Source organism: Arthrobacter sp. zg-Y1219 (assembly GCF_030125545.1).
Classification (GTDB): domain Bacteria; phylum Actinomycetota; class Actinomycetes; order Actinomycetales; family Micrococcaceae; genus Arthrobacter_B.
Map to the genome: position 1 here is coordinate 37,499 of NZ_JASKLY010000019.1, position 18,990 is coordinate 56,488.

Below are 18,990 nucleotides of genomic sequence, written 5' to 3' on the forward strand. Positions count from 1 at the left end.
TCCATGCTGGGACTCCCTCTGCAGCACGGCTGCCCTGCGGCCCGGTTGAACTGCGGGAAGATAGGAGCATGAAGCCCCCTACAGCGCAGCATGAGGCGTGGATGGATCTTGCGCTTATCGAGGCCCGCGGAGCCCTGGCGACCCAAGACGTGCCGATCGGCGCCGTCGTCGTTGGTCCGGACGGAACGATAATCGGCACCGGACGCAATGAGCGCGAAGCCACCGGCGACCCCACGGCCCACGCCGAAGTGGTAGCCATCCGCGAAGCCGCAGCGGCCATCGGTGAGTGGCGGCTCGAGGGGTGCACTCTGGTGGTGACCCTGGAGCCCTGTGCCATGTGTGCCGGGGCGATTGTGCTGGCCCGCATTCCACGGGTGGTCTTCGGCGCCTGGGACGAGAAGGCCGGAGCCTCCGGATCGGTGTTCGACATTCTCCGTGAGCGCAGGCTGAATCACTGGGTGGAAGTTTTTCCCGAGGTCCGGGAAGCGGAGTGCGCGAAGCTGCTCACTGATTTTTTCGGCTCTCGGCGATCGGGCTGACACGGACGGGTTCCGTACGTAGGCTTACTAACTCAGAACCCGATACCCCAAGGAGTTCACCAATGAGTGCAGATCAGGCAGGGCTGGATACAGTCGTCAAAATCCTTGAGCACGCCAAGATTGCCCAGCTGACGACCGTGGATCTTCAGGGCCATCTGGTGAGCCGTCCGCTGGAGCTGCAGGAAACGGATTCGGACGGCAACCTGTGGTTCTTCACCCAGGATCCCTCGCCCAAGGCGGACGAGATTCGGACCAACCCCAACGTGAACGTCTCCATCCATGATTCCAAGGGGTACCTCTCCATCAGCGGAACGGCGTCCATCACCAAGGATGAAGGCAAGATCGAAGAACTGTGGAAGTCCACCGCGGCTGCCTGGTTCGAGGCGGGGCGGGAAGACCCGTCCATTGCGCTGATCAAGGTGGACTCGGACACCGCTGAATACTGGGCAACGGACGAGCCGCGGGTGGCAACGGCCTTCAAGATTGCCAAGAGCGCCGTCACCGGCGATACGCCCAACATCGGCAAGAACGACGTCGTCGATCTCTAGTCATCTCCACCACCGCAGCGGGCGTGGATCCGCCCGTTTTGGGGCAGGGCGTTTTAGCCGGTAAGGTTGACGCGTTGGTGACGTGTCCGAGCGGCCGAAGGTGCAACACTCGAAATGTTGTTTGGTGAAAGCCAACGTGGGTTCAAATCCCACCGTCACCGCCGATGAAGAAGGCCCCGGTTCCCTTGTAAACACAGGGAACCGGGGCCTTTTTCCTTGTCGAGAATAAGTCCAGCGGTAACGCACCAAGCAACAGGATTCTCAGAGCGGCCCTTGACGTCGCGCCTCGGCCGCCCGGACTGCGTCAGTATCTGCAGGCACCGAGCACTCAGCGGTCAGAGAAGTTTTTCGAGTAGGAGCATGGGCCTTAAAGGGGTTTGTGCGGGCTGTCAGCAGCCTCAGTCCTCGTTGGTTCCGACTGCTTTGCCCTTCGACGAGCTGGCACCGGTTACTAGCGAATGCGCGGAGTAGATGCAGGGTTCGGTGACAGTCTCGAAATGAGTAGGTGCATGGCCAGGCCGTCATCACGACCCAGATGTTAGTGGACCATTGGTGATGCGGCGGTGACGGTGGGTCCAGTCGATCCCATCGTTACCGCAAGCTGAAACATGTACGCATGACAACTCTGGTCAATATCTGGAATGCGACCAGAAGGGCGCGCGAAGCGTGCGTAATTTGGGTGCGTAGGGCTCGATGAGCCTGGCTCGGGCTTGCCTCGAGTTCGGCGTTGGCCGCAATCCGGCCTGAATTAGCCAGGCTACGGCCCACAACCGGCCAGTATCTGCCCAGTGGGTATCTGGCTGGCTTCGTCGAAGGCGGGCACTCAGGCCCGGGCAGAATTTGGCCGCGACCCGCCCGGTGGGCCGGAACTGATCAATTAGTTTTCCTGGGCCCGGATCATCATGAACAGGAGCTCAGGCTGCTTGCCGGAGAAAAGCCCCTCAACTCCTCGCGACAGCAGTCCGTCCAAGGCCTCCTTGAATGTCACGAGAGTCCATTTGTCCGGGGTCTCCGACGTTGCGACCCGGCCAACTTGGATAGTTTTTGGGCCCAGCGTGGCCACAGCAGCTGCAATGATATATGTCGCGTCTCCTTTCGAGATTTGGCGTTTTGATCGCCCATCCGGACGATGCCCCACATCCCCTGGCTGACAGCCCAGCGGAAGGAACCGCTGCGGTAGGCGTGGTCTCCTGGATCCCAGCGTCCTTCGGGCAGCATCACCAGGTCCTGGGTGAAGCCGGCTGCGATGGCGGTAACCGATCCGGCTTCGGGACTGCTCTTCTTTGCCTTCCGCACCCAGGGGGCGACGTCCCAGGCGAAGTTGTGCACGGTGAAGGTGTGATTGCGGGGCTTGTCGCCGGCGCAGACCAGGCGCCACCAGATGGGCAGGTCCCTGCTCGCGTGCTGGATTGGGGCGGTGGGGTTGGGCAGCGCCATGGGATTCTGGTGTGGAGTCAGCGGAGACCGGTAGCTGATGGCCTTCTGCCCGGCATCCACGGGAGGGTCGCTCGGAGAGATGTCAGGAAGTGGCTGGTCGATATTGCCGTTTAGGAAGTGACGCAGCCCGTCCTGTAGGAAGAAAACAAATTCTTGGGCGATGACTTCGTCACCGCTCTCCAGGTGAACGTGGGCGCCTGTCCACTTCGGCTTGTCCTCGTTCTGCGGGTCGACCGGGGTAATGTCGCTGGGCTCGATCACGACAGCTCCGATTAAGCCGTGGTGCCGGTGATTGCGGATGTCACCCATATCGAACAGGTAGCAGGTTTGGCCTCGTTCGCGCCCGTCCTGATATGTGTCGAAAGCTAGGGCCGGATCCGCGTACCACCAATACTCCCGCCAGTTCGCGTCCCGGTGCCCTATGCCATGGTCAGTGCGGTGCACCACCGCATTGACTGCGTCGTGTCCGCCGTGCACGACATGAGCAGCATCGTCCACGTCCAGGGCGGCTACGGTGCTGTCCTGGTTCAGCCCCACGTACGCGCCGTCGTCGCTCTGCACGTCGTAAAGCAGCAAGTTGGGGTGCAGGGAGACTCGAGGACTGACCGTTCGACGGTCCGGGTAACCCAGGTGGTCACGGTGCTCCACGGGCAGCCGCGGCGGGCTCACTTCCGGTCCGAAGTCCGGGAGCCGAGGATCTTTCGTGGCGAAGTCTTCGTCAGGGAGGTTCTCCTGCGGCAGCAGGAGCTCGTTGATGAGGGTGATCCTGATCCATTCCCCGGGATGTGCCCGCAGGACCAGCGGCTGGTCGGAACCGTCCACATCCACCGCCCGGAGATTGCCGGTCTCGCTTCCATCGTCCCTGGTCTCAGCGACGAACTCTTCGGCCGTACGGTAGATCAGGCCCCACGGGTCGGTCAGTGCTTGGCCGGCGTACTGGTGCTCGTGGCGCTGGGCGACTACCACGTACTCCCGCACCTTCTCAGCCGACCACGTTCCTCCGGGCACCCGGAGGGGGCGTGGGGGCAGGAATCCGTTGGACTGGGAGAGGCGGAACTGATCCAGTGCCTCCTCCAGTTCCTGGTCGGTCGGAGGTGCAACGCGCCCGCCTCCGTCCTCCGTCCTGGGCACGACCTTGGTGATGCGCGGCAACGGGGGAAGTTCACGGAAGTTCTCCGAGCTGGGCTGGAGCGAACGGATCAGTCCCCAGCATCCCAGCCACAGGTCGTCCATGACAGTGAACTGCCACAGGTGGTCACCGACCCCGTACGGGGTCGTCGCCAGAGGCTTTCCGTCAGCTCCGATTTCCGGCGGGTTGATGTCCATGGTGAAGGCCTCGGAGATGCCCAGCGTCTGCTGGTTCACCCACGGCGACTGTTGGTTCTGCCAGTCCTTGCGCCATCGCATGCCGTTGAGCATGAAACTGTGCTGCTCTTCGTGGGAGCCCTGGAAAATCCGGATGCGCAGTCGTTCTCCTGGATAGGTGTAGATCACCGGCGTGTCGGGGTCACCCTTGTGCTTCGGCGGCACAGGCAGTGGCGGCGACATCTGCGGAGCCTGCACGTCGAGGACCTTTCGCTGCTCCTCGTCCTCGTTCTTCAGCGAGGAGCGGCTGGAGCTGAACCACTCGGAGGGGTCCTTGCCGCGGTATCGCATGGGGGTGCACCGGTAATTGACGCCCATAACACCGGGATCGTCATCACCGCCCAGCAGGTTCGGCTCATTCAGCGGATCATCTTCTGATCGAGGTTGAGGAGGGATGGGGTTCGGAGGACGATCGTCCTTCGGACGGTTCAGCGGCACAAAGTCCCCAAGGGCCAATCCAGCTTCCCGGAAGGGGTCCTTTAAAGCTACGTCCCCATCCCCATTTGAAGTTCTCGGTATGATCACGGCCTGGGAGCCAACCCATGCGGGGGTGTGCCGGTCCGGTAGGTACCAGCGGGTGCCGTTGGGTTCGGCGATCAGGGCTGCGAACAGGCCGCGCTTTTGCCGGAAGTTCGCCAGCAGGTGGTCGTGGAAAAAGCAGGGGCCGAACTCCTCATCCACCACCCACCGGTGCAAGGAAACATTTGCAGGGGGATTGTTGATCTTGCCGTCCGGGATGGCTTCGGGGGAACTGGCGCCGGAGAGGTAGTTCCAGCCGGTGGCTGAGCCGTCGGCAGCGAGCACGTCGAACTTCACCAGGTGCACGTGCAGACCACATTCAACTGGGTGGCCGGGAAAGTCGAAGTGGTCGCCCTTGACGGTGCCCACCGTGTTGGACAGACGCAGTTCCACGATGTCGCCGTGATTGGCCCGCGGGAAGAACGCGTCGACCCCGCCAGCGTCTTCGGTTGCCGGGGGGTCGAAGGGCACTGGATCCCCATGCCGGCGCCCGTCGTCGTCGAGACGGGTGACGGTGATTCGTTTGAGCTGATAGTGATGTACGTGCGGGTCGTACCAGCCGGCGGAGTTGTAGATCATCCCCCGTTCCGCCATGGCGATCTCGTAGTGAATAATCCGTCGCTCGGGCACCTTCGCCTTGGTGTTCCACTTCCGGGCGAGGCCGTCCAGATCGACGAAAAGAGCACCGGGTTGATCACCCGACCGGCAGTTGGGTGCGAAGGCCGCCCGTTCCTTGTCGGAACAATGCGGCATCTGCAGCAGCTGGCGTCGCCCGTTGACCGGGACGTTCCTCTCCGGGTCCTTCCCCGCCTTTACGTCTTTCTCGTGGGGTGAGGGCGGCGGCGGAGATTTGCGGGGGTAGGTGGCGTCGATGAACCACGGAAATCCGGGTTGTTCGGCGGTCGAGGGGTTGGGGTCACGTCCGGGCAATGGCTTCAGTTCGGGACAGGGAGTGCCGTCGGGGTAGGCCCGCTCCCCGTCGACCAGCCGGTCGAAGCTGCGCCACAGTCCCCACATGCCGTGGTGGAAGTGGGGGTAGAGGTGGCAGTGCCAGATGATGTCGCCCACTGCATGCTGGCGGCTGCCCGAGCCGTAGAGCGGGTCGATGGTCATGGCGGTCTGCGGACCGATGGACACCGAATCCAGCAGCTGGGAACCGTGGTGCTCGCCCATCTTCCACACGGAAGGCTCAGCGGTGTCCTGGGCGACGGCTCGCCACTGGTGGACGTGCAGGTGGAAGACATGGGTCTCTTTGACCCCGGCGTGCACCAGCCGCACCCGGCTGGGGTCCCCGCGGTAGGTGCGCAGAATCGGCGTCACCGGTTCGCCGAACAGCCAGGAGCTGTGATGCTGCTCCTCGCCGGAGACGCGTTCGAGGAAATTGCCGTTCTTGTCTTTGGCTACCCAGAACTCTTCTCCGAGGGTTTTCTTGTCGATCCTGATTTCAACGGCTGAGTGGTCGATCCTGTTCTTATCGGGTTCTGCCTTCGGCGCGCCGTTACGCAGGCGCCGGTGCAGCCGATAGGGAAGGCGGTTGTGCATGGGTTCAGCGCGGTAGGACAGGGGCATGGCCGAGTGGGGCAGGGGGTGGGGGATGCCGTTATGCGTCTCGGGTTCGTCGTGCATGAAGACGGTGAACTCGCGGAAACTGCAGTTGCCGGCGAATTGTTCCGGGTTGTCCTTGGCATGGTGGAAGTCGACGAAATTGTCCTCCCGCCATTTCCGGCACCGGTTGCCCGCCTGGCAGTCCTCATGCTGCTCGTCGCGGCAGTCCTTTCGGGGAGCCACCACTTTCCCGTCCTTGAGGCGGTGTTCGTCGCGGGGCACGACGTCGGCGTAGAGCCCATCGGGGTGATCTGTGCCGTCGAGCCGTTCCCCCGTCTCAGGGTCGTACCACCTCGCGCCCTCGGGCTCGACGACCAGAGCGGCGAACAATCCGTGGTTGTTGGTGCCACGGTCGGTTCCGCGGATGTCGCCCAGATCGTTGATCGGCCACACGCCCTCCCGGGCGCACAGCCAGCGGTACGTCATTTTAGATTGGTAGGGAACAGTGGTGGGGTCGTTGTCGCCTACGCGCGCCCCATCTCCGTACTGGACGCCTGAGCCGGTGCCGCGTCCCGGGACGGTGCCCCCGAGCCCGTCTCCTTGCACGTGCATGCCCACTTCGCGGCCGCGGATGCTGTTCTCGAAACGCACCTTAAGCTGCTCTCCCCGGCACGCCCGCAACACCAGCGGACGCACCAGTGGGATGGGCTTAAGCGGGTTGCACCGGTTGTAGGCCAGGGTTTGTTCACCTTTGCCGATCAGGTCAGGGCTGTGATCGTTGAACATCAACCGTTCGATGTCCTCGTCCCGCAGCTGAGACCCGGGACGCTGCCTCCGATACCAAGCCAACATCTCCGGCCACCCCTGGCGGATCCTTTCCAATTGCCCTTCGATAGCCCGCTCGGCCTCCTCGAGCTGCGCCAGCCACTCCCCCATGGTTTTCCTCAGGCCACGTTCGAAAACATCATGTTCATTCTCCGCCTGTTGCTCCTCTAGCCGCTCCGGATCCGGCGGGGCCTTCGAGGAGAGGCTGGTAATCCGCCCATCAGTCAGCTCCCGCAAAGCGGCAACCAGTTCGTCCACCGTGGCACGGTAGTTCTGGCGTATCGCACGATCATCCGGATCCAACCGGAGACCGCGGGCGTCCCGGTCTTCCCGGTCAAGAACCTCGGACTCGCCGCCGAAGTCCTTCAACAGATACTTATTCCTCTCCGGTCCTTCGGACAGGATCCGGCGCATCTTAAGGAGCCGCGGCACTGCGTACACCACGGTTTCCATGAGCTGGGTCTTGCGGTGCATCTTGGTCAGGTAATCGCCGTTTTTCTCCCGTTGTTCCTTCACCCAATCCAGGAGGGGCTGGTACACGCGCAAGGTGTAGAGCAGACCGTTGGGATCGTGGTCGCCCTCGAGCGAGTAGACGATCGGGAAGGACATGGCCACAACGTGGTACGTGCGGATTTGGGTAGACGACATGGTGTGAACTCCGTGATCGAGCCGCTCAGCGGCAGAAAAGGTCTACATCAAATGGGACCATGAAAGGCGGGAAGCAGCGCCGTAGCGGCGCCCAGAGCGATGAGGGCGAAACCGGTAGGCCATACCAAGCGCCGACCCCACGAGACGAGGCGTTCTGCGGCCATGACTACGCTCAACGCGACCATCGCAGGCAGTGCTGCGGTGCCGACGGTGAAGCAGATGAGCATCAGCGCCCAACAGCACCCGATGCATGACAGCGCGTATGCACCGGACAGGGCGAAAATCTCCGCGCTGGAAGAGCGCCGACCCTGCCAGTGCGCCAGCACGAAGCTGCGCGGGCTCCGGCAGCCGCGCAGGCACAAATCTTTCAGCGGGGTGAACTGATAGCCACCGGCCCCGATCAGCACGGCCCCTGTCACCCAACGGGGATCGATCGCCAGCCATCCGCTGGAAGCCAACGCCCGGACACCCAAATCGCCTGCGACGAGAACCGCCCCGATGACCATCCACGCCCCGATAAAGGTCATGGCGCTCCAGATGGTCAGACGCCACGGATCCGGACGGTGCGAGACCAGTCGTCGCACCGTCTGCAGCAGCGGGAGTGCTGGCGGAAGCATCATGGCAACCACCATGAATCCCCAGCCGCCCAGGGCTACGGCACCACCGACCAGAGCAGGAGGAATCACGAACGCGGCCGTACCACCATGCTGAGCGTGTGTTTCCGCGGCTAGCCCAGGGGCGAGCACTTCAGAGGTCACCGTGTGGCCTTCCGGCCCGTGGCCCCCGGGCCCGTGGGTCAACAGCAGGACCCCCCAGGCCATCGCCGCCATCACGATCGTGCTCAAAACAAGGAGGTTCATGTCGAGGGGGCGGCTCGCCCCGGACTGGTGGGGCGCCGCCGGGGAGGTAGGGGTCATGATGCTGGTGCTTCTTCACCAGGCATGCCGGTGGGCACGCCCGCGGGAGCTTGCTGGGCTGCGGGGTGGCGGTAGTGAAAGGTGCCGCGCATGCCCGAGCGGCCCTTGACGTTGATGTTGCCTCCGGGCAGGGCACCGACGTTGATGATTAGCTCATCCCCCGCCTGGGCAGTCACCGGGTTCTGGGCCTGCAGCTCGTAGGTGAGCGCGGTGTTGGACAGCTCCAGCGGCTGACTCTTAGCGTTCTCGGCCACGTCAAACCGCTCCGGCTGCCCTGTCGCGTGAATCAACAGGTCTTGAAGGGGTTCCGCTTGCGGTTCCTGCGGGTTTATTCGGGTACGGGTGACTGTAGCCGTCCAGCGGTGTTCGTCCTTGTCCGCGCGGCCGTCCTTATCGAACTCGAAGGAGATCCTGGCCGGCTCGGCCCCGACCACCGTTCCGCTCATCTCGGCCAGCTCAGCCAGCGGGCCTGTGCCCCCTCCTTTCTTCGTGGGGTGTTTGGCGAAGGTGCCCCGCAAGGCCTTAAAAAGCTCCTCATCCGTGGTTTCCGTGTTCTTGCACTCCGAAACGTCGATGTAGATCATCGAAGTGGCCGGTGCTGAACTGCCGCGACGGTTGCCCGCGTGGATCGCGACACTGACGACCTTGCACCCAGTGACGACGAGGCCATCGATCTCCGACTCAGTGCCGTCCCCGGTAAACTCCCACAAGACGAACCCGGTGCAGTGTCCCTCCACAGGGTCGTCGTCCACCCAGCAGGGGCAGATGACAGTGCAGTCGCAGGCCTCAAGAAAGTTACCTGTCAGTGTGTATTCCATGACGGTCCTCTGATTCTTGGATGTTGGGACAGCGCCCGGCAGTATCCGGTCAGGCCACGATCCGGACAACCGCTGTGCTGGTGCCGCCAGCGGCGGAGACGACCGTGACCGTGGACGGCGGTGCATCGAGAGCAAAGACTCCGACCGGGCCGGACAGCCCGCCACGCCCTGTGACAGTTAGTGCCGGGGCGCCGCTCTGATCACTGGAGATTGCACTCACGGTGAGCGTCTGGTTGTTGCTGTCATAGTCGGCCTGCGTGATCGCCACCGCATCGGTGACCCCCACGGTTACCGGCAGAGCAACAGGATCAGTCCGGTTGGTCACGGTGACCTGCGTCGGAACCGTGCTGCCCGCAGATATGCGGGAGAGGTAGTTGGGGGTATTCCCACCCTGCAGGGGCGTCTCCGGACCACCTCCAAGTGATACTCCGAGCTGCTGTCCGGGAACGGATCGGGCGAACACCTCCACCATCACCACCCCATCCGCCGCTCGGCGGTAGACCGCGCGGGTGATCTCCACCCCATGGATCGTGGCGATCCGGCCCTGCAGCACGAATTGGTCCGTATAGACCTTGTCCGGGTTCCCAGGATCATTCGGATCTGGATCAGCCCCAGCTGTACCCGCCCCGGAGCCTTCCACCAGGACGAAGTTAGTGTTGAACGGGCTGCCCGTGATCGTGTGCTCTGTGGCGCCGTCACCGATGTAGCCCTCGGGCAGAGCGGGATCGGGCATCCACTGCAGGAAGGGGGCGATCTGCCCGCCCAGAGCCCCGGTAAAATCCAACGGTGCCAGGCCGATGTCCTCCGTCGCAGTCACTCGACCCCGCTCATCGGTGGTGGCCTGAACCGTGCCGTACGGGTGCGTGAGCGTGTACGTCGTCTCCGGGCGTCCGTCGCGGACCCGGAACCGGATGCGTCCGAAGACGATCTGCTCGCCGTCCACCACGTCTTCCGTAGCAAAAGTAGCCTCCAAGGCGAGGACCACCCTCACTTCCCCGTCCTGCCCTCCTCCGCCCAGAGGTAGCTCCGCCTCCGCCGTCATGTAGAAGGATTCGCCTGGGAAGTTAGCGATGCCTCGCAGAGTTCCGCTTTCATTCAGGTCAGCGATGATCGGAGTTCTCGGGTCATCGCGCTGCCAGGCCAGATCCAGACGCGTACCCGTAACGTCTTCGTACCACAGTGGATAGCCCGTCCGGGGATCAATAGGTCCTACATCACTTAAACGCTGCACATTCCCCGGCACCGCACACCCCACGATCGCACAAGAATCTACAAGAGGTATATGCAAATAAACATAGAGTGAGTACGGCCCGTGACCTGCTGTAACGCAGTCACAGTGACATAAACACTGGACAGTAATCGCGCTGCTGGAGAAAGCTTCGATTACTAGCAGGTGCCAAAAATAGCATCACAAGGAATCGGTTTCAAGGCTCGTCGAATTAAAGGGTGTAGGCGTGGTTGAAGCCGCTTGGTTTCAGGAGTGAACGGAGCCCGCCTGGAAGACAGTCGGTTGAAGAGGTTCGCGGAGGTGGGGAAGTTTGCCGCCCAAGCCCTCGGCTTAGCGGACCCCGAAGCATTCCGGGCAGTAGCCAAGATTCTCGATTAGGCCTCTTCGCCAGCGGCTGGCAGGGTCACTGGGTTTCGGCGCAGCGAGCGCCTGTTGCTCAGGGATGATGGACAAGGGCCTCGGGCTACTGCGCTTCCCTCCGGCCGACGAGGCCGGGTGCGGGCGCACCGAACGCCCCGGGCCGCCCACCGTCAGGTGTAGAAGAATCGCACGGCGTGAAAGAAGACCGGTGCCGCAAAGCAGAGCGAGTCCAGGCGGTCCATGATGCCGCCGTGACCGGGGATGGTGGAGCCGAAGTCCTTGATGCCGCGGTCGCGCTTGATGGCAGACATCACCAGCCCTCCGGCGAAACCCATCACACAGGAGATGAAGGCCAGGAGCGCGGCCATCAACGGGGTGAACGGCGTGACCCACCACAGGGCAGCCCCCAGGGCGGTGGCCGAAAGCACTCCCCCGATGAACCCTTCCCACGTCTTGTTGGGACTCACGCTCGGCGCGATCGGGTGCTTCCCGAGCGTCTTGCCCCACACATACTGCAGCACATCGGAGCCCTGCACCACGATCAGCAGGAACAGCAGCAGATGCGCGCCGGTTGCCCCACCGGTCCCAGGCGCCGAGCCTTCGGCCGCATCCCGGCCTGCCTCCATGGCTAACGGAAGTTGCAGGAGCGCCGGGGCGTAACTGATGGCGTAGACGCATACCATCAGCGCCCACTGAATGGCCGCGGTTCGCTGCAGGAACCCGGTGGTCTGCCCGGCGAGTGCGTTGCGCGCCGGCAGGAAGAGGAAGGCGTACACCGGGATGAACACGCTGAACATGCCGTACCAGTGCTCCCACAAGAACCAGTAGTGCGCCGCGGGGATGATGAACACCAGCCACACGAGCACTTTGTGATCTCCGCGCCCGGTCGGTGAGATGGTGATGAACTCGCGCAGTGCCAGAAGTGACAGCAGCAGAAACAGCAAAATTGTCACCGTCTCGCCGGCTGCCAGGACAGCACCTATCAGTGCGACCATCAACCACCAGGCGTTGATGCGCTGCTTCAGGTTCACAATGGTGCTCGTGGGGCCCAATCGGCGGCCCAGAAGCCACGCGATCACGGTGGCTAAGGCTAGAACAACGACGACGCCGCCGAGGAGTTTCAGGGACGACGCGTCCAACAAACCCAGTTCCCAGTCGCTCACAGGTTGTCCTGCCGGTCCTGGCAACGAGGGGCCGGGACGCCGTCGTCCTGTCCGGGGATATCTGCAGAATGCGGGTCTGGATGCTCAGTCAGGCCTTCCACGAGAACCTGCCGGGCGCGGGCCAGGAAGGTCTGCCTGTCCTCATCGGGATCCAGATGGAGGGGCTCGCAGAAGATGACAGTCGAGAGGTGAGGCACCGGGATCACCTCACCTTTGGGGAGGATCCGTCCGAGGTTGGCGAGCGTCACGGGGACCACGGGTACCTCAGGGTGGAGACGCGCCAGTTTGTACAGTCCGCCGTGAAACTGGGCGATGGTTTCGCCGTCGCCGCGGGTGCCTTCAGGGAAGATAATCAGCGAATCACCGGCGGCCAGCACCTCGGCCATGCCCTCCACCTGGCCCTTGGGGCTGACCCCCGAGTCCGACGTGCGCTGCCGGCGGCTGCTGGAGCCGTGGCGTTCGACCAAATAGGCGTTGAAGATCTTTTCGGCAAAAGCCTTACGCACCCCGGAGCCCCAGTAGTCCTTGGCAGCCACCGGGCGGGCGCGTTGCTGAAGCTCTGCCGGCAGTGCGGCCCAAATGGTGAGGAAGTCCAGATGGCTCGAATGGTTCGCGTAATAGATGGCCTGCTCGGGTAAATCCAGTTCAGATTCTCCGGCTGCAGTCACCACGCGCACACCGGCGAAGGCGCTGATAAGTTTCGCGAGGCTGCGCCGGGAGGCCCTGCCGACGTTCATGATGGCAAGTCCTTGCTGCGGGCACGCAGCGCAGCGCTGACACGGTGCAAACGGCGAGTACAGGTGAGCAGGGAGCCCAACGCGATGAGCGCCAGTGTGCCGAACAGCGCCCACCCTTCCGACCAGGGAAGCCATGGTTCGGCGATGGCCACCAGGACGCCGATCATCAGCAACCACATGCGGTGCGGTTTGGCCAAGGGCCCGTCAAAGAAGTATCCCGTGCCGAGGGCTGCTCCGAGGCAGCGGATGTAGGCAGTGAGGACGGCGAGTATCGCCGCAAGGAATCCCAGCGTCATCCCGAAATCGACTCGGTCGGCGGTCACCAGCCCGGCGGTGGCGATGCCTGCTGCCCCCAGGAACAGAACATCGGAGATCCGATCAGGCAATTCATTGTAGATATCACCCACCGGTGAGCTCATACCCTTTTCTACGGCCAGCATTCCGTCGAGCATGTTCAACAACAAACGCAGCGGTATACAGGCAGCAGCCGCGGCCAGAAGGACAGCACGAATTATGGCGTCGTCGGTATGTGCCGACCAGATCAGCGCAGCGGCGCCCACTGCGGCGAACACCACTGAACCGACCGAGATCTGATTGGGGGTGAGTTTCGCCGCCGCAAGCATATCTGCAGATTTTGCCGCCCACCGGCTGCTGCGCTGCGGAATTTCCCGCCTGTCCGTTCCGTGGCTCATATGGAATGTCCGTTCATTTGGCCCTCTGTTGCAACTCATACGCTAGTGCGAGCCGAGCGGCGGAAATGGCAGTAACCCGCGATCAATTACAGTGTAAGCATGAGGCGCAAATCACCCTTCAGGAACGCCCTGCGGGACCACGGAATCGCCGGCGCCTGGGGCTTCGCAGAAGCGACGTTCTTTTTTGTGGTCCCCGATGTGTGGACATCCTGGGTGGGGCTGCGCCGACCGAAACGCGCGCTCGGCACCACGGTCTCAGCCCTCGGCGGCGCAATGGCCGGAGGGGCAGCGACATACTGGTGGTGCCTCAAGGTAGCCGCAAATACCTCGCGTAAGGCGTTGGTGAAAGTTCCGGCGGTCACGGATGTCATGATCAGCGAGGTGGAGCAGGAGATCGCCGAGTCCGGGGCCGCTTCTTTGCTGCGGGGCCCCACCCGCGGAGTTCCGTACAAGCTCTACGCGCGGGCTGCCGGGCTGCAGCGGACCTCGCTCGTGGCGTTCCTCGCCTGGAGTGTGCCCGGCCGGATGATCCGGTTCATGGTGGTGACGGTGGCAGTATCCGGGATTGCCGCTATGGTTCGCCGCAGGTTCCCTGGCGTCTCTGAACGGCGCATCTCGACCGTGTTCTGGATCTGCTGGGGTGCGTTCTACGCGGTATTCATTCCACTGGCGTCCCGTCGCGGGTCACATCCTTAGCCGCTGAGCCCCCCCGACCCCGGGTGGTGCAGTCATTCCTTGCACTGAACGTCAGTAACCGAAGTCCGGCGTCCCGGCTTCGACGCGGACCGGCCAGCAGCCTGTGGCTTGGTGATAATCGATGGCCCGCAGTAATGGCTTCATGTCATAAGCATCGATATTCAGGCTGAGCTTGACGCCGTGAATGGATTTAACCGTCAAGAACCGCTGCCCTTTCATCGTCTGCAAATGATAGTGCTGGATTTCGCTGTAGGGGATTTTGCGTTCCTTGCCGAGCACGCTGCGAAAAACCACTTCATAGGCGTAGGTGACCACGTAAAAGTTGCGGTACATCGCCACGAAGGCCATTCCGCCGGCAATTATTGCCACCGAAGCAATCCCAGCCCCCAGGGGGCCCTCGGGCGAGGCGAAGCCCACCAGACCCATGAGGAGACCCACGCAGACAAAGAGCCACCCGACAAGTGCCACCACCTTGGGCATCCGGACCCGTTCCGGGTGCTCCCTGGACCGGTTGGGGTGCTTCCGTGCCCACCGGGCAACCGCTGCAATGGCAAGCGTCGTGACTGTCGTCAGAATAATTCGCAGGAGGAGCGCTGGAGACATTGGTGTTGGTCTGCCTATCGTGGCTGCATGCTGGACTCGGGTAAATGTTGGACTCGGGAAGCTTGGGCTTTGTGTTGGCGCAATAGATGACATTATCTCCGGCAATTCCGGCGCAGGAACGGCAGGGTGGAGTTCCGCCCCCGCCCAGCCCCGCTGCGCCGCGATGCCGGCCCACACCGATCCGCGGAGCACCGGACCGGATTGCGCCTAGAATCCTGTTCCCAGTATCGGCTCCGGGGCTTATTCTGGGCCGCAGACCGGCAACCACGGATTGCCGGCGCAAGCGACGGAGGCCGCAATGTCTGTGCGCATACTCAGAGCCGATGGACCCGCTGAAGAGCTCGACGACAACGAAGAGCTGAGGTACTGCTATCAGGTGACCCAGGGCGGAACTCTGGTCGTTCTTGAAGCGGTGGATGAGAACCGCTGGCTGGTTCGGAAGGAAATATCGGCCTGGCGATGGAACGAGGTATCCGGACGGAGATACATCGGGGACACCGGAATTGTGGGCGGGGTCGAAGGCGGAAAAGCTGAGGGGCGGCCCAAGACCAAGCTCCCGCCGCAGCGGGTCTAATCCGGTTTCAATTCGGCAGCGCGCGGTCGCAACCGGGTCGCAACCGGCTCGCAACCGCCGGCTCGCAACCGCCGGGTCGCAACCGGGTCGCAGCCAAGTCACAGCCGGACGTAGGCCCAGCCTTCCCACTGTCTGCGGGCCAGATGTGCGACGGCGGCATCCACTGTTTCCACGCCGCGGTGCAGTTCATCTTTGTGGACGTCGGCACGGCTCATGCTGTTTTCACAGGCGAGGACGTGAATGTCGCCCGACAGGGCAGCATCCAGAACACTCGGGTCTCCGATCCCCAGCCGCAGCAGCCGAACTCCGAATCCTTGAACCACCACTTCGAGGGGCCGTTCGGACCCCAGGGCACTGCGGGCGCGAACTGCGCTGCGCAGCAGCCCGGCCAGCCAGGTTCCGCTGTCCGGACCGGAGCCGTGGATTACCAGGCCCGGCAGTCCCGGGTTCGGCGGCCCCTGGTTCAGCGGCCCCTGGCTGGGCAGGGGAGCCTCCGGCCGGGAGTTCTGACTGTGCGCATCTTTTGGTTCCATCCGTCCAGTTTCCCCCTGCCCGCCGGCAGGTGACAGGGCGGACGCGGCCGGCCGCCGCCGTCGTCGGCGAAGTCCCTAGGAATCCCAGAAACGCTTAACCGCGTCAGCCAGGCTCCTCCCCTGTTCCTGTCCGGCCAGAGCCGCGGGACGTCGTGTGGACCGGAGCAGCATGTTGGTTCCGAAGGCCGCCAGGCTGGCGTCGTCGGCCTCGATCAGGAACGTGTCTGTGCGGCCCTCCAGGCTTGCCAGCACCTGGGGCAGCGTGGGCCCGAACGGACTCTCCGGAGCCTCCGGAGCGCAGGAAAGCACCAGGACCCTGCCGCAGTCGGCGGCCAGGTCCGCGTTGGTGGCGGAGCGCATGCCGCCATCCATATAAGGGGCGCCGGCAATGGTGACCGGCGGCCATGCACCCGGAACACTGCAGCTGGCCGCCACGGCCAGGGCCAGTTCGGCACGGGACGAGGCGTCGAAGACCGTGAACGCGCCGTCGTCGGCGTTGACTGCCGTCACCTTCAGCGCCTTGGAAGGCCAGTCCTGAGACGGAAGCAGCGATCGAATGGTGCGCACCCAGGCTTCCTCGGAAAGCCCCTTGCCTGCGGTACGTGCTTCCTTGCCCAGCCTCGCTCTCGCCTCCTGTTCCCCTCCGGGTCCGCGGGCGGCCTCGGCCATCATGTTCAGAAACTGCTCAGTGCTGAAATGGGAAAACTCCCCCTGCTCCATATCGGTTTCCGCCGGATCATCCTTCCGCAGCTGGGCTTCCAGCATGTGCCGCACGACGCCGAACCGCAGCACAGTCCCGACGACGGATCCAGCGGAAGTGCCGATCACCAGATCGGCGTCGTTCAGGTCGATGCCGTGCTCGAGCAGGGCGGTGAGGACCCCCATCTCCCAGGCGATGCCCGCCACTCCCCCGCCGCCAAGAACCACTGCACGCGTCTCATTCGTGTTTGTCATGCCGGCAGTCTAAACCTGAGCCGGTTTTCCGGGTTCCGGGGCGGGGGTATTCAATGGAGGCATGGCATTGCGCGTATTGATGGTTGGCCGGAAGCACGAAGACTGGGTTGTTGACGGTATCCGCCGCTATGAGAAGAGGCTGAAAAAACCCTTCGACCTGACCTGGGTCTCGATTCCTCATTCTGCCCGCGAGGGAGACGCCGCCCGCAAGGAGGAATCCGAACGTTTGCTGGCGAAGCTCGGCAGCGACTACGTCATTCTGCTTGATGAACGGGGCAAGGCAATTACCTCTCCGGCCTTGGCGAAAACGCTGCAGAAACCCCTGGACAACTCCCGCAATGTCACGCTGATCATTGGCGGCGCCTACGGCGTGGATGAGAGCGTGCATGCCCGCGCCGATTTCATCTGGTCGCTGTCCCCTTTGGTTTTCCCGCATCAGCTGGTGCGTCTGATTCTTGCCGAACAGATCTACCGGGCGCAGGAAATCGCCGGCGGACGCCCCTACCACCACGAGTAGCAGCCGGCACGGGAGAAGCGCCCTTCCCCGGTACAGTGGAAGCGCTGTCTTTACCCTTTTGACCCCCCAAACCCTTGGCTGCGGGCCTGGCCCCCGCACTGTTTCCGCGCTTTTGCGCCCGAAAGGTCCAACACCATGCGTCAGCGCTTCGTCCGTTCCCTGACTGCTGCCGGGGCCACCGCCGCCCTTATGGCTGCCGGCATTGGTGCGGCATCCGCCCACGTCCACGTTCATCCGGATTCCACGGAGGCCGGCGAGTCTGCGCTGCTCACCTTTGAGACCTCCCACGGCTGCAAGGGTTCGCCGACGACGGCGATCACCGTCACCCTCCCGGATCAGATCACCGATGCAACCCCCACCGCCCATCCCGGGTGGAAGATCAGCAAGGTCACCGAGGACTTCGCCGAACCGCGGGTGCTGGACAACGGCACGAGCATCGGTTCACGGACGAGCCAAGTGGTCTTCACCGCGATTGAACCCCTGCCTGACGGCGTCCGGGACACCTTCCAGCTGACCGTCAAGCTTCCGGATGCTGCGGGAGAAACACTGGCCTTCCCCGTGCTCCAGTCCTGCGCGGAGGGTGAAACGGATTGGGCCCAGCTTCCGGCAGAGGGCCAGTCCGACGCCGACCTCGAGTCGCCGGCTCCGATGCTCACCGTCTCCGGGGAATCCGGCGGATCCGGGGCGCATGGCGAATCCGGGGAGCGTGGCACTGAAGGCTCCTCGGGCGGTTCCCAGGGCGGCGAGGACAGCACGTCTGACGTCGACGACCGGGACGATGCCGTGGATGAGGACGATGTGGAAACTGCGGCAATCGCCGGCTTCGCAGGTCTGGGTGCCGGAGTTCTCGGACTGATCCTGGGGGCGGTGGCGCTGTTCCGCACGCGGAAAGCGTAACGTTTGCGGCGTCATTTGGCGTGCCGCTGGCGGGGCGAAATTGCTTCTGCCCACCGTTGCCGCGAGGGTGAGGCTATGAACATGCAGCCGTGGAAGTCCTCGTCAGTATCAGCGTTGGCCCTTGGTGCCATCTTGGCCCTCACCGGCTGTGGCTCCGGCGGGGAGGAGAGCGCGGCGTCTGTGTCGCCGTCGTCGTCCGCGCCCGCCAGCACCTCGCCGAGCGCCCCCGCCAGCGCCTCCACCGCCCCGAGCGCCCCGGAAAGCTCCGCCCCCGGCACTGCGGCGCCGACGGCGTCGTCGGCTGCTGCGGTTCCGGAATCCCCTGCCGGTCCCGGCTCGTGTGCCGCCGCTGATCTGGCAGGGTCAATCGAAGACACTATTGGGGGTGGAGCTGCCGGCAGTGTTTACCGCACGCTGGTGCTGACCAACATGTCTGAGGCAGCGTGCACTGCCGCGCCGGGTTATCCGGGTGTTTCCTACCTCGATGCAGCGGGTGAGCAAATCGGAGCAGCAGCTGTCCGGGCAGACGGATCTGCCGGCGGAGCTGTTGTCGGAGGTGCGCAGGTCCTGGAGCCGGGCCAGTCAGCTGTTGCGGAACTGCGCGAGACCCGCGCGGAAAACTACGGCGCAGATTGTGTGGCGCATCCGGCAACACAGCTGCTCGTATATCCGCCGGAGGATCTTGAATCGGTGAGCATCCAGCACGAGGTTGTCGCCTGCGAAAACCCCAATGTTGAGCTGCTGAGCGTCGGTCCTCTGCAGAAGCGGTAAGTTCAGGCGCGGGCTGGCGCTGGCAGAGGTTGGGCCGGGCGCTGGCTGGCGTTGGTTCTGCGCCGAAGGCGTCAGGCCCGCTGGGTTTTTGATCGGATTGGCGT

18 protein-coding genes and 1 tRNA gene are annotated in these 18,990 nt (G+C 63.6%); 8 read left to right on the forward strand and 11 right to left on the reverse strand.

The features are described 5' to 3' along the window. Nucleotides 1-68: 68 nt before the first annotated feature. The 3 genes from tadA (at nt 69) to QNO00_RS14545 (ending at nt 1,248) form a co-directional block, all read left to right on the forward strand. Entirely contained in the window at nt 69-539 is a 471-nt protein-coding gene (gene tadA, locus QNO00_RS14535; protein WP_284025010.1) for a tRNA adenosine(34) deaminase TadA, read from the forward strand. A 62-nt stretch (nt 540-601) separates the two neighbouring features. Continuing rightward, nucleotides 602-1,087: a pyridoxamine 5'-phosphate oxidase family protein gene (locus QNO00_RS14540; RefSeq protein WP_229967943.1), complete on the forward strand. Its 486-nt coding sequence runs from the start codon at nt 602-604 to the stop codon at nt 1,085-1,087. Between the two features lie 76 nt (nt 1,088-1,163). Continuing rightward, nucleotides 1,164-1,248 (forward strand) — tRNA-Ser (locus QNO00_RS14545). An 823-nt stretch (nt 1,249-2,071) separates the two neighbouring features. On the opposite strand, the gene QNO00_RS14550 is transcribed toward QNO00_RS14545, so the two are convergent. From QNO00_RS14550 to QNO00_RS14580, 7 genes are all read right to left on the reverse strand, one after another. Then, nucleotides 2,072-7,426 carry a multicopper oxidase domain-containing protein gene (locus QNO00_RS14550; protein WP_284025011.1) on the reverse strand — a complete coding sequence of 1,785 codons (5,355 nt, stop codon included), beginning with the start codon at nt 7,424-7,426 and terminating at the stop codon, nt 2,072-2,074. 47 nt (nt 7,427-7,473) lie between these two features. Continuing rightward, nucleotides 7,474-8,271: a DUF2182 domain-containing protein gene (locus tag QNO00_RS14555; protein ID WP_229967938.1), complete on the reverse strand. Its 798-nt coding sequence runs from the start codon at nt 8,269-8,271 to the stop codon at nt 7,474-7,476. Nucleotides 8,272-8,339: 68 nt separating this feature from the next. Further along, nucleotides 8,340-9,161 carry a DUF1326 domain-containing protein gene (locus QNO00_RS14560; protein ID WP_284025012.1) on the reverse strand — a complete coding sequence of 274 codons (822 nt, stop codon included), beginning with the start codon at nt 9,159-9,161 and terminating at the stop codon, nt 8,340-8,342. Between the two features lie 49 nt (nt 9,162-9,210). After that, nucleotides 9,211-10,203 (reverse strand): hypothetical protein, encoded by a 993-nt coding sequence (locus QNO00_RS14565; RefSeq protein WP_284025013.1) that lies wholly within the window; start codon nt 10,201-10,203, stop codon nt 9,211-9,213. Between the two features lie 716 nt (nt 10,204-10,919). Then, nucleotides 10,920-11,912: a phosphatidate cytidylyltransferase gene (locus QNO00_RS14570; RefSeq protein ID WP_229967932.1), complete on the reverse strand. Its 993-nt coding sequence runs from the start codon at nt 11,910-11,912 to the stop codon at nt 10,920-10,922. After that, on the reverse strand, nt 11,909-12,649 hold the full coding sequence (locus QNO00_RS14575; protein WP_284025014.1) for a lysophospholipid acyltransferase family protein: 741 nt from the start codon (nt 12,647-12,649) through the stop codon (nt 11,909-11,911). Before QNO00_RS14575 ends, QNO00_RS14570 begins: the two co-directional genes overlap by 4 nt. Further along, a complete protein-coding gene (locus QNO00_RS14580; protein WP_284025015.1) occupies nt 12,646-13,341 on the reverse strand; it encodes a CDP-alcohol phosphatidyltransferase family protein in 696 nt (231 codons plus the stop codon). The genes QNO00_RS14575 and QNO00_RS14580 overlap by 4 nt, the downstream gene beginning before the upstream one ends. 99 nt (nt 13,342-13,440) lie before the next feature. On the opposite strand from QNO00_RS14580, the gene QNO00_RS14585 reads away from it, so the two are divergent. After that, nucleotides 13,441-14,037 (forward strand): hypothetical protein, encoded by a 597-nt coding sequence (locus QNO00_RS14585; RefSeq protein WP_284025016.1) that lies wholly within the window; start codon nt 13,441-13,443, stop codon nt 14,035-14,037. Between the two features lie 51 nt (nt 14,038-14,088). On the opposite strand, the gene QNO00_RS14590 is transcribed toward QNO00_RS14585, so the two are convergent. After that, a complete protein-coding gene (locus QNO00_RS14590) occupies nt 14,089-14,640 on the reverse strand; it encodes a hypothetical protein (protein WP_284025017.1) in 552 nt (183 codons plus the stop codon). A gap of 298 nt (nt 14,641-14,938) precedes the next feature. Here QNO00_RS14590 and QNO00_RS14595 point away from each other — a divergent pair, with 298 nt between their 5' ends. After that, nucleotides 14,939-15,214 (forward strand): hypothetical protein, encoded by a 276-nt coding sequence (locus QNO00_RS14595; RefSeq protein ID WP_229967922.1) that lies wholly within the window; start codon nt 14,939-14,941, stop codon nt 15,212-15,214. Between the two features lie 98 nt (nt 15,215-15,312). Here the strand turns inward: QNO00_RS14595 and QNO00_RS14600 are convergent, their stop codons facing one another. Next, nucleotides 15,313-15,747, reverse strand: a complete 435-nt coding sequence (locus QNO00_RS14600) for a DsrE family protein (protein ID WP_284025018.1) — start codon at nt 15,745-15,747, stop codon at nt 15,313-15,315. A 75-nt stretch (nt 15,748-15,822) separates the two neighbouring features. After that, nucleotides 15,823-16,701, reverse strand: a complete 879-nt coding sequence (locus tag QNO00_RS14605) for a patatin-like phospholipase family protein (protein ID WP_284025019.1) — start codon at nt 16,699-16,701, stop codon at nt 15,823-15,825. Nucleotides 16,702-16,762: 61 nt separating this feature from the next. On the opposite strand from QNO00_RS14605, the gene QNO00_RS14610 reads away from it, so the two are divergent. Together QNO00_RS14610 and QNO00_RS14615 are read left to right on the forward strand one after the other, a co-directional pair. Further along, nucleotides 16,763-17,218: a 23S rRNA (pseudouridine(1915)-N(3))-methyltransferase RlmH gene (locus QNO00_RS14610; protein ID WP_229967916.1), complete on the forward strand. Its 456-nt coding sequence runs from the start codon at nt 16,763-16,765 to the stop codon at nt 17,216-17,218. Between the two features lie 135 nt (nt 17,219-17,353). Further along, the gene (locus QNO00_RS14615) at nt 17,354-18,115 is read left to right on the forward strand and encodes a YcnI family protein (protein ID WP_284025020.1); all 762 of its coding nucleotides are present in this window, start codon (nt 17,354-17,356) and stop codon (nt 18,113-18,115) included. A gap of 11 nt (nt 18,116-18,126) precedes the next feature. On the opposite strand, the gene QNO00_RS14620 is transcribed toward QNO00_RS14615, so the two are convergent. After that, the gene (locus QNO00_RS14620) at nt 18,127-18,492 is read right to left on the reverse strand and encodes a hypothetical protein (protein ID WP_229968007.1); all 366 of its coding nucleotides are present in this window, start codon (nt 18,490-18,492) and stop codon (nt 18,127-18,129) included. Nucleotide 18,493: 1 nt separating this feature from the next. Here QNO00_RS14620 and QNO00_RS14625 point away from each other — a divergent pair, with 1 nt between their 5' ends. Further along, on the forward strand, nt 18,494-18,886 hold the full coding sequence (locus QNO00_RS14625) for a DUF4232 domain-containing protein (protein ID WP_284025087.1): 393 nt from the start codon (nt 18,494-18,496) through the stop codon (nt 18,884-18,886). Nucleotides 18,887-18,990 lie beyond the last annotated feature (104 nt).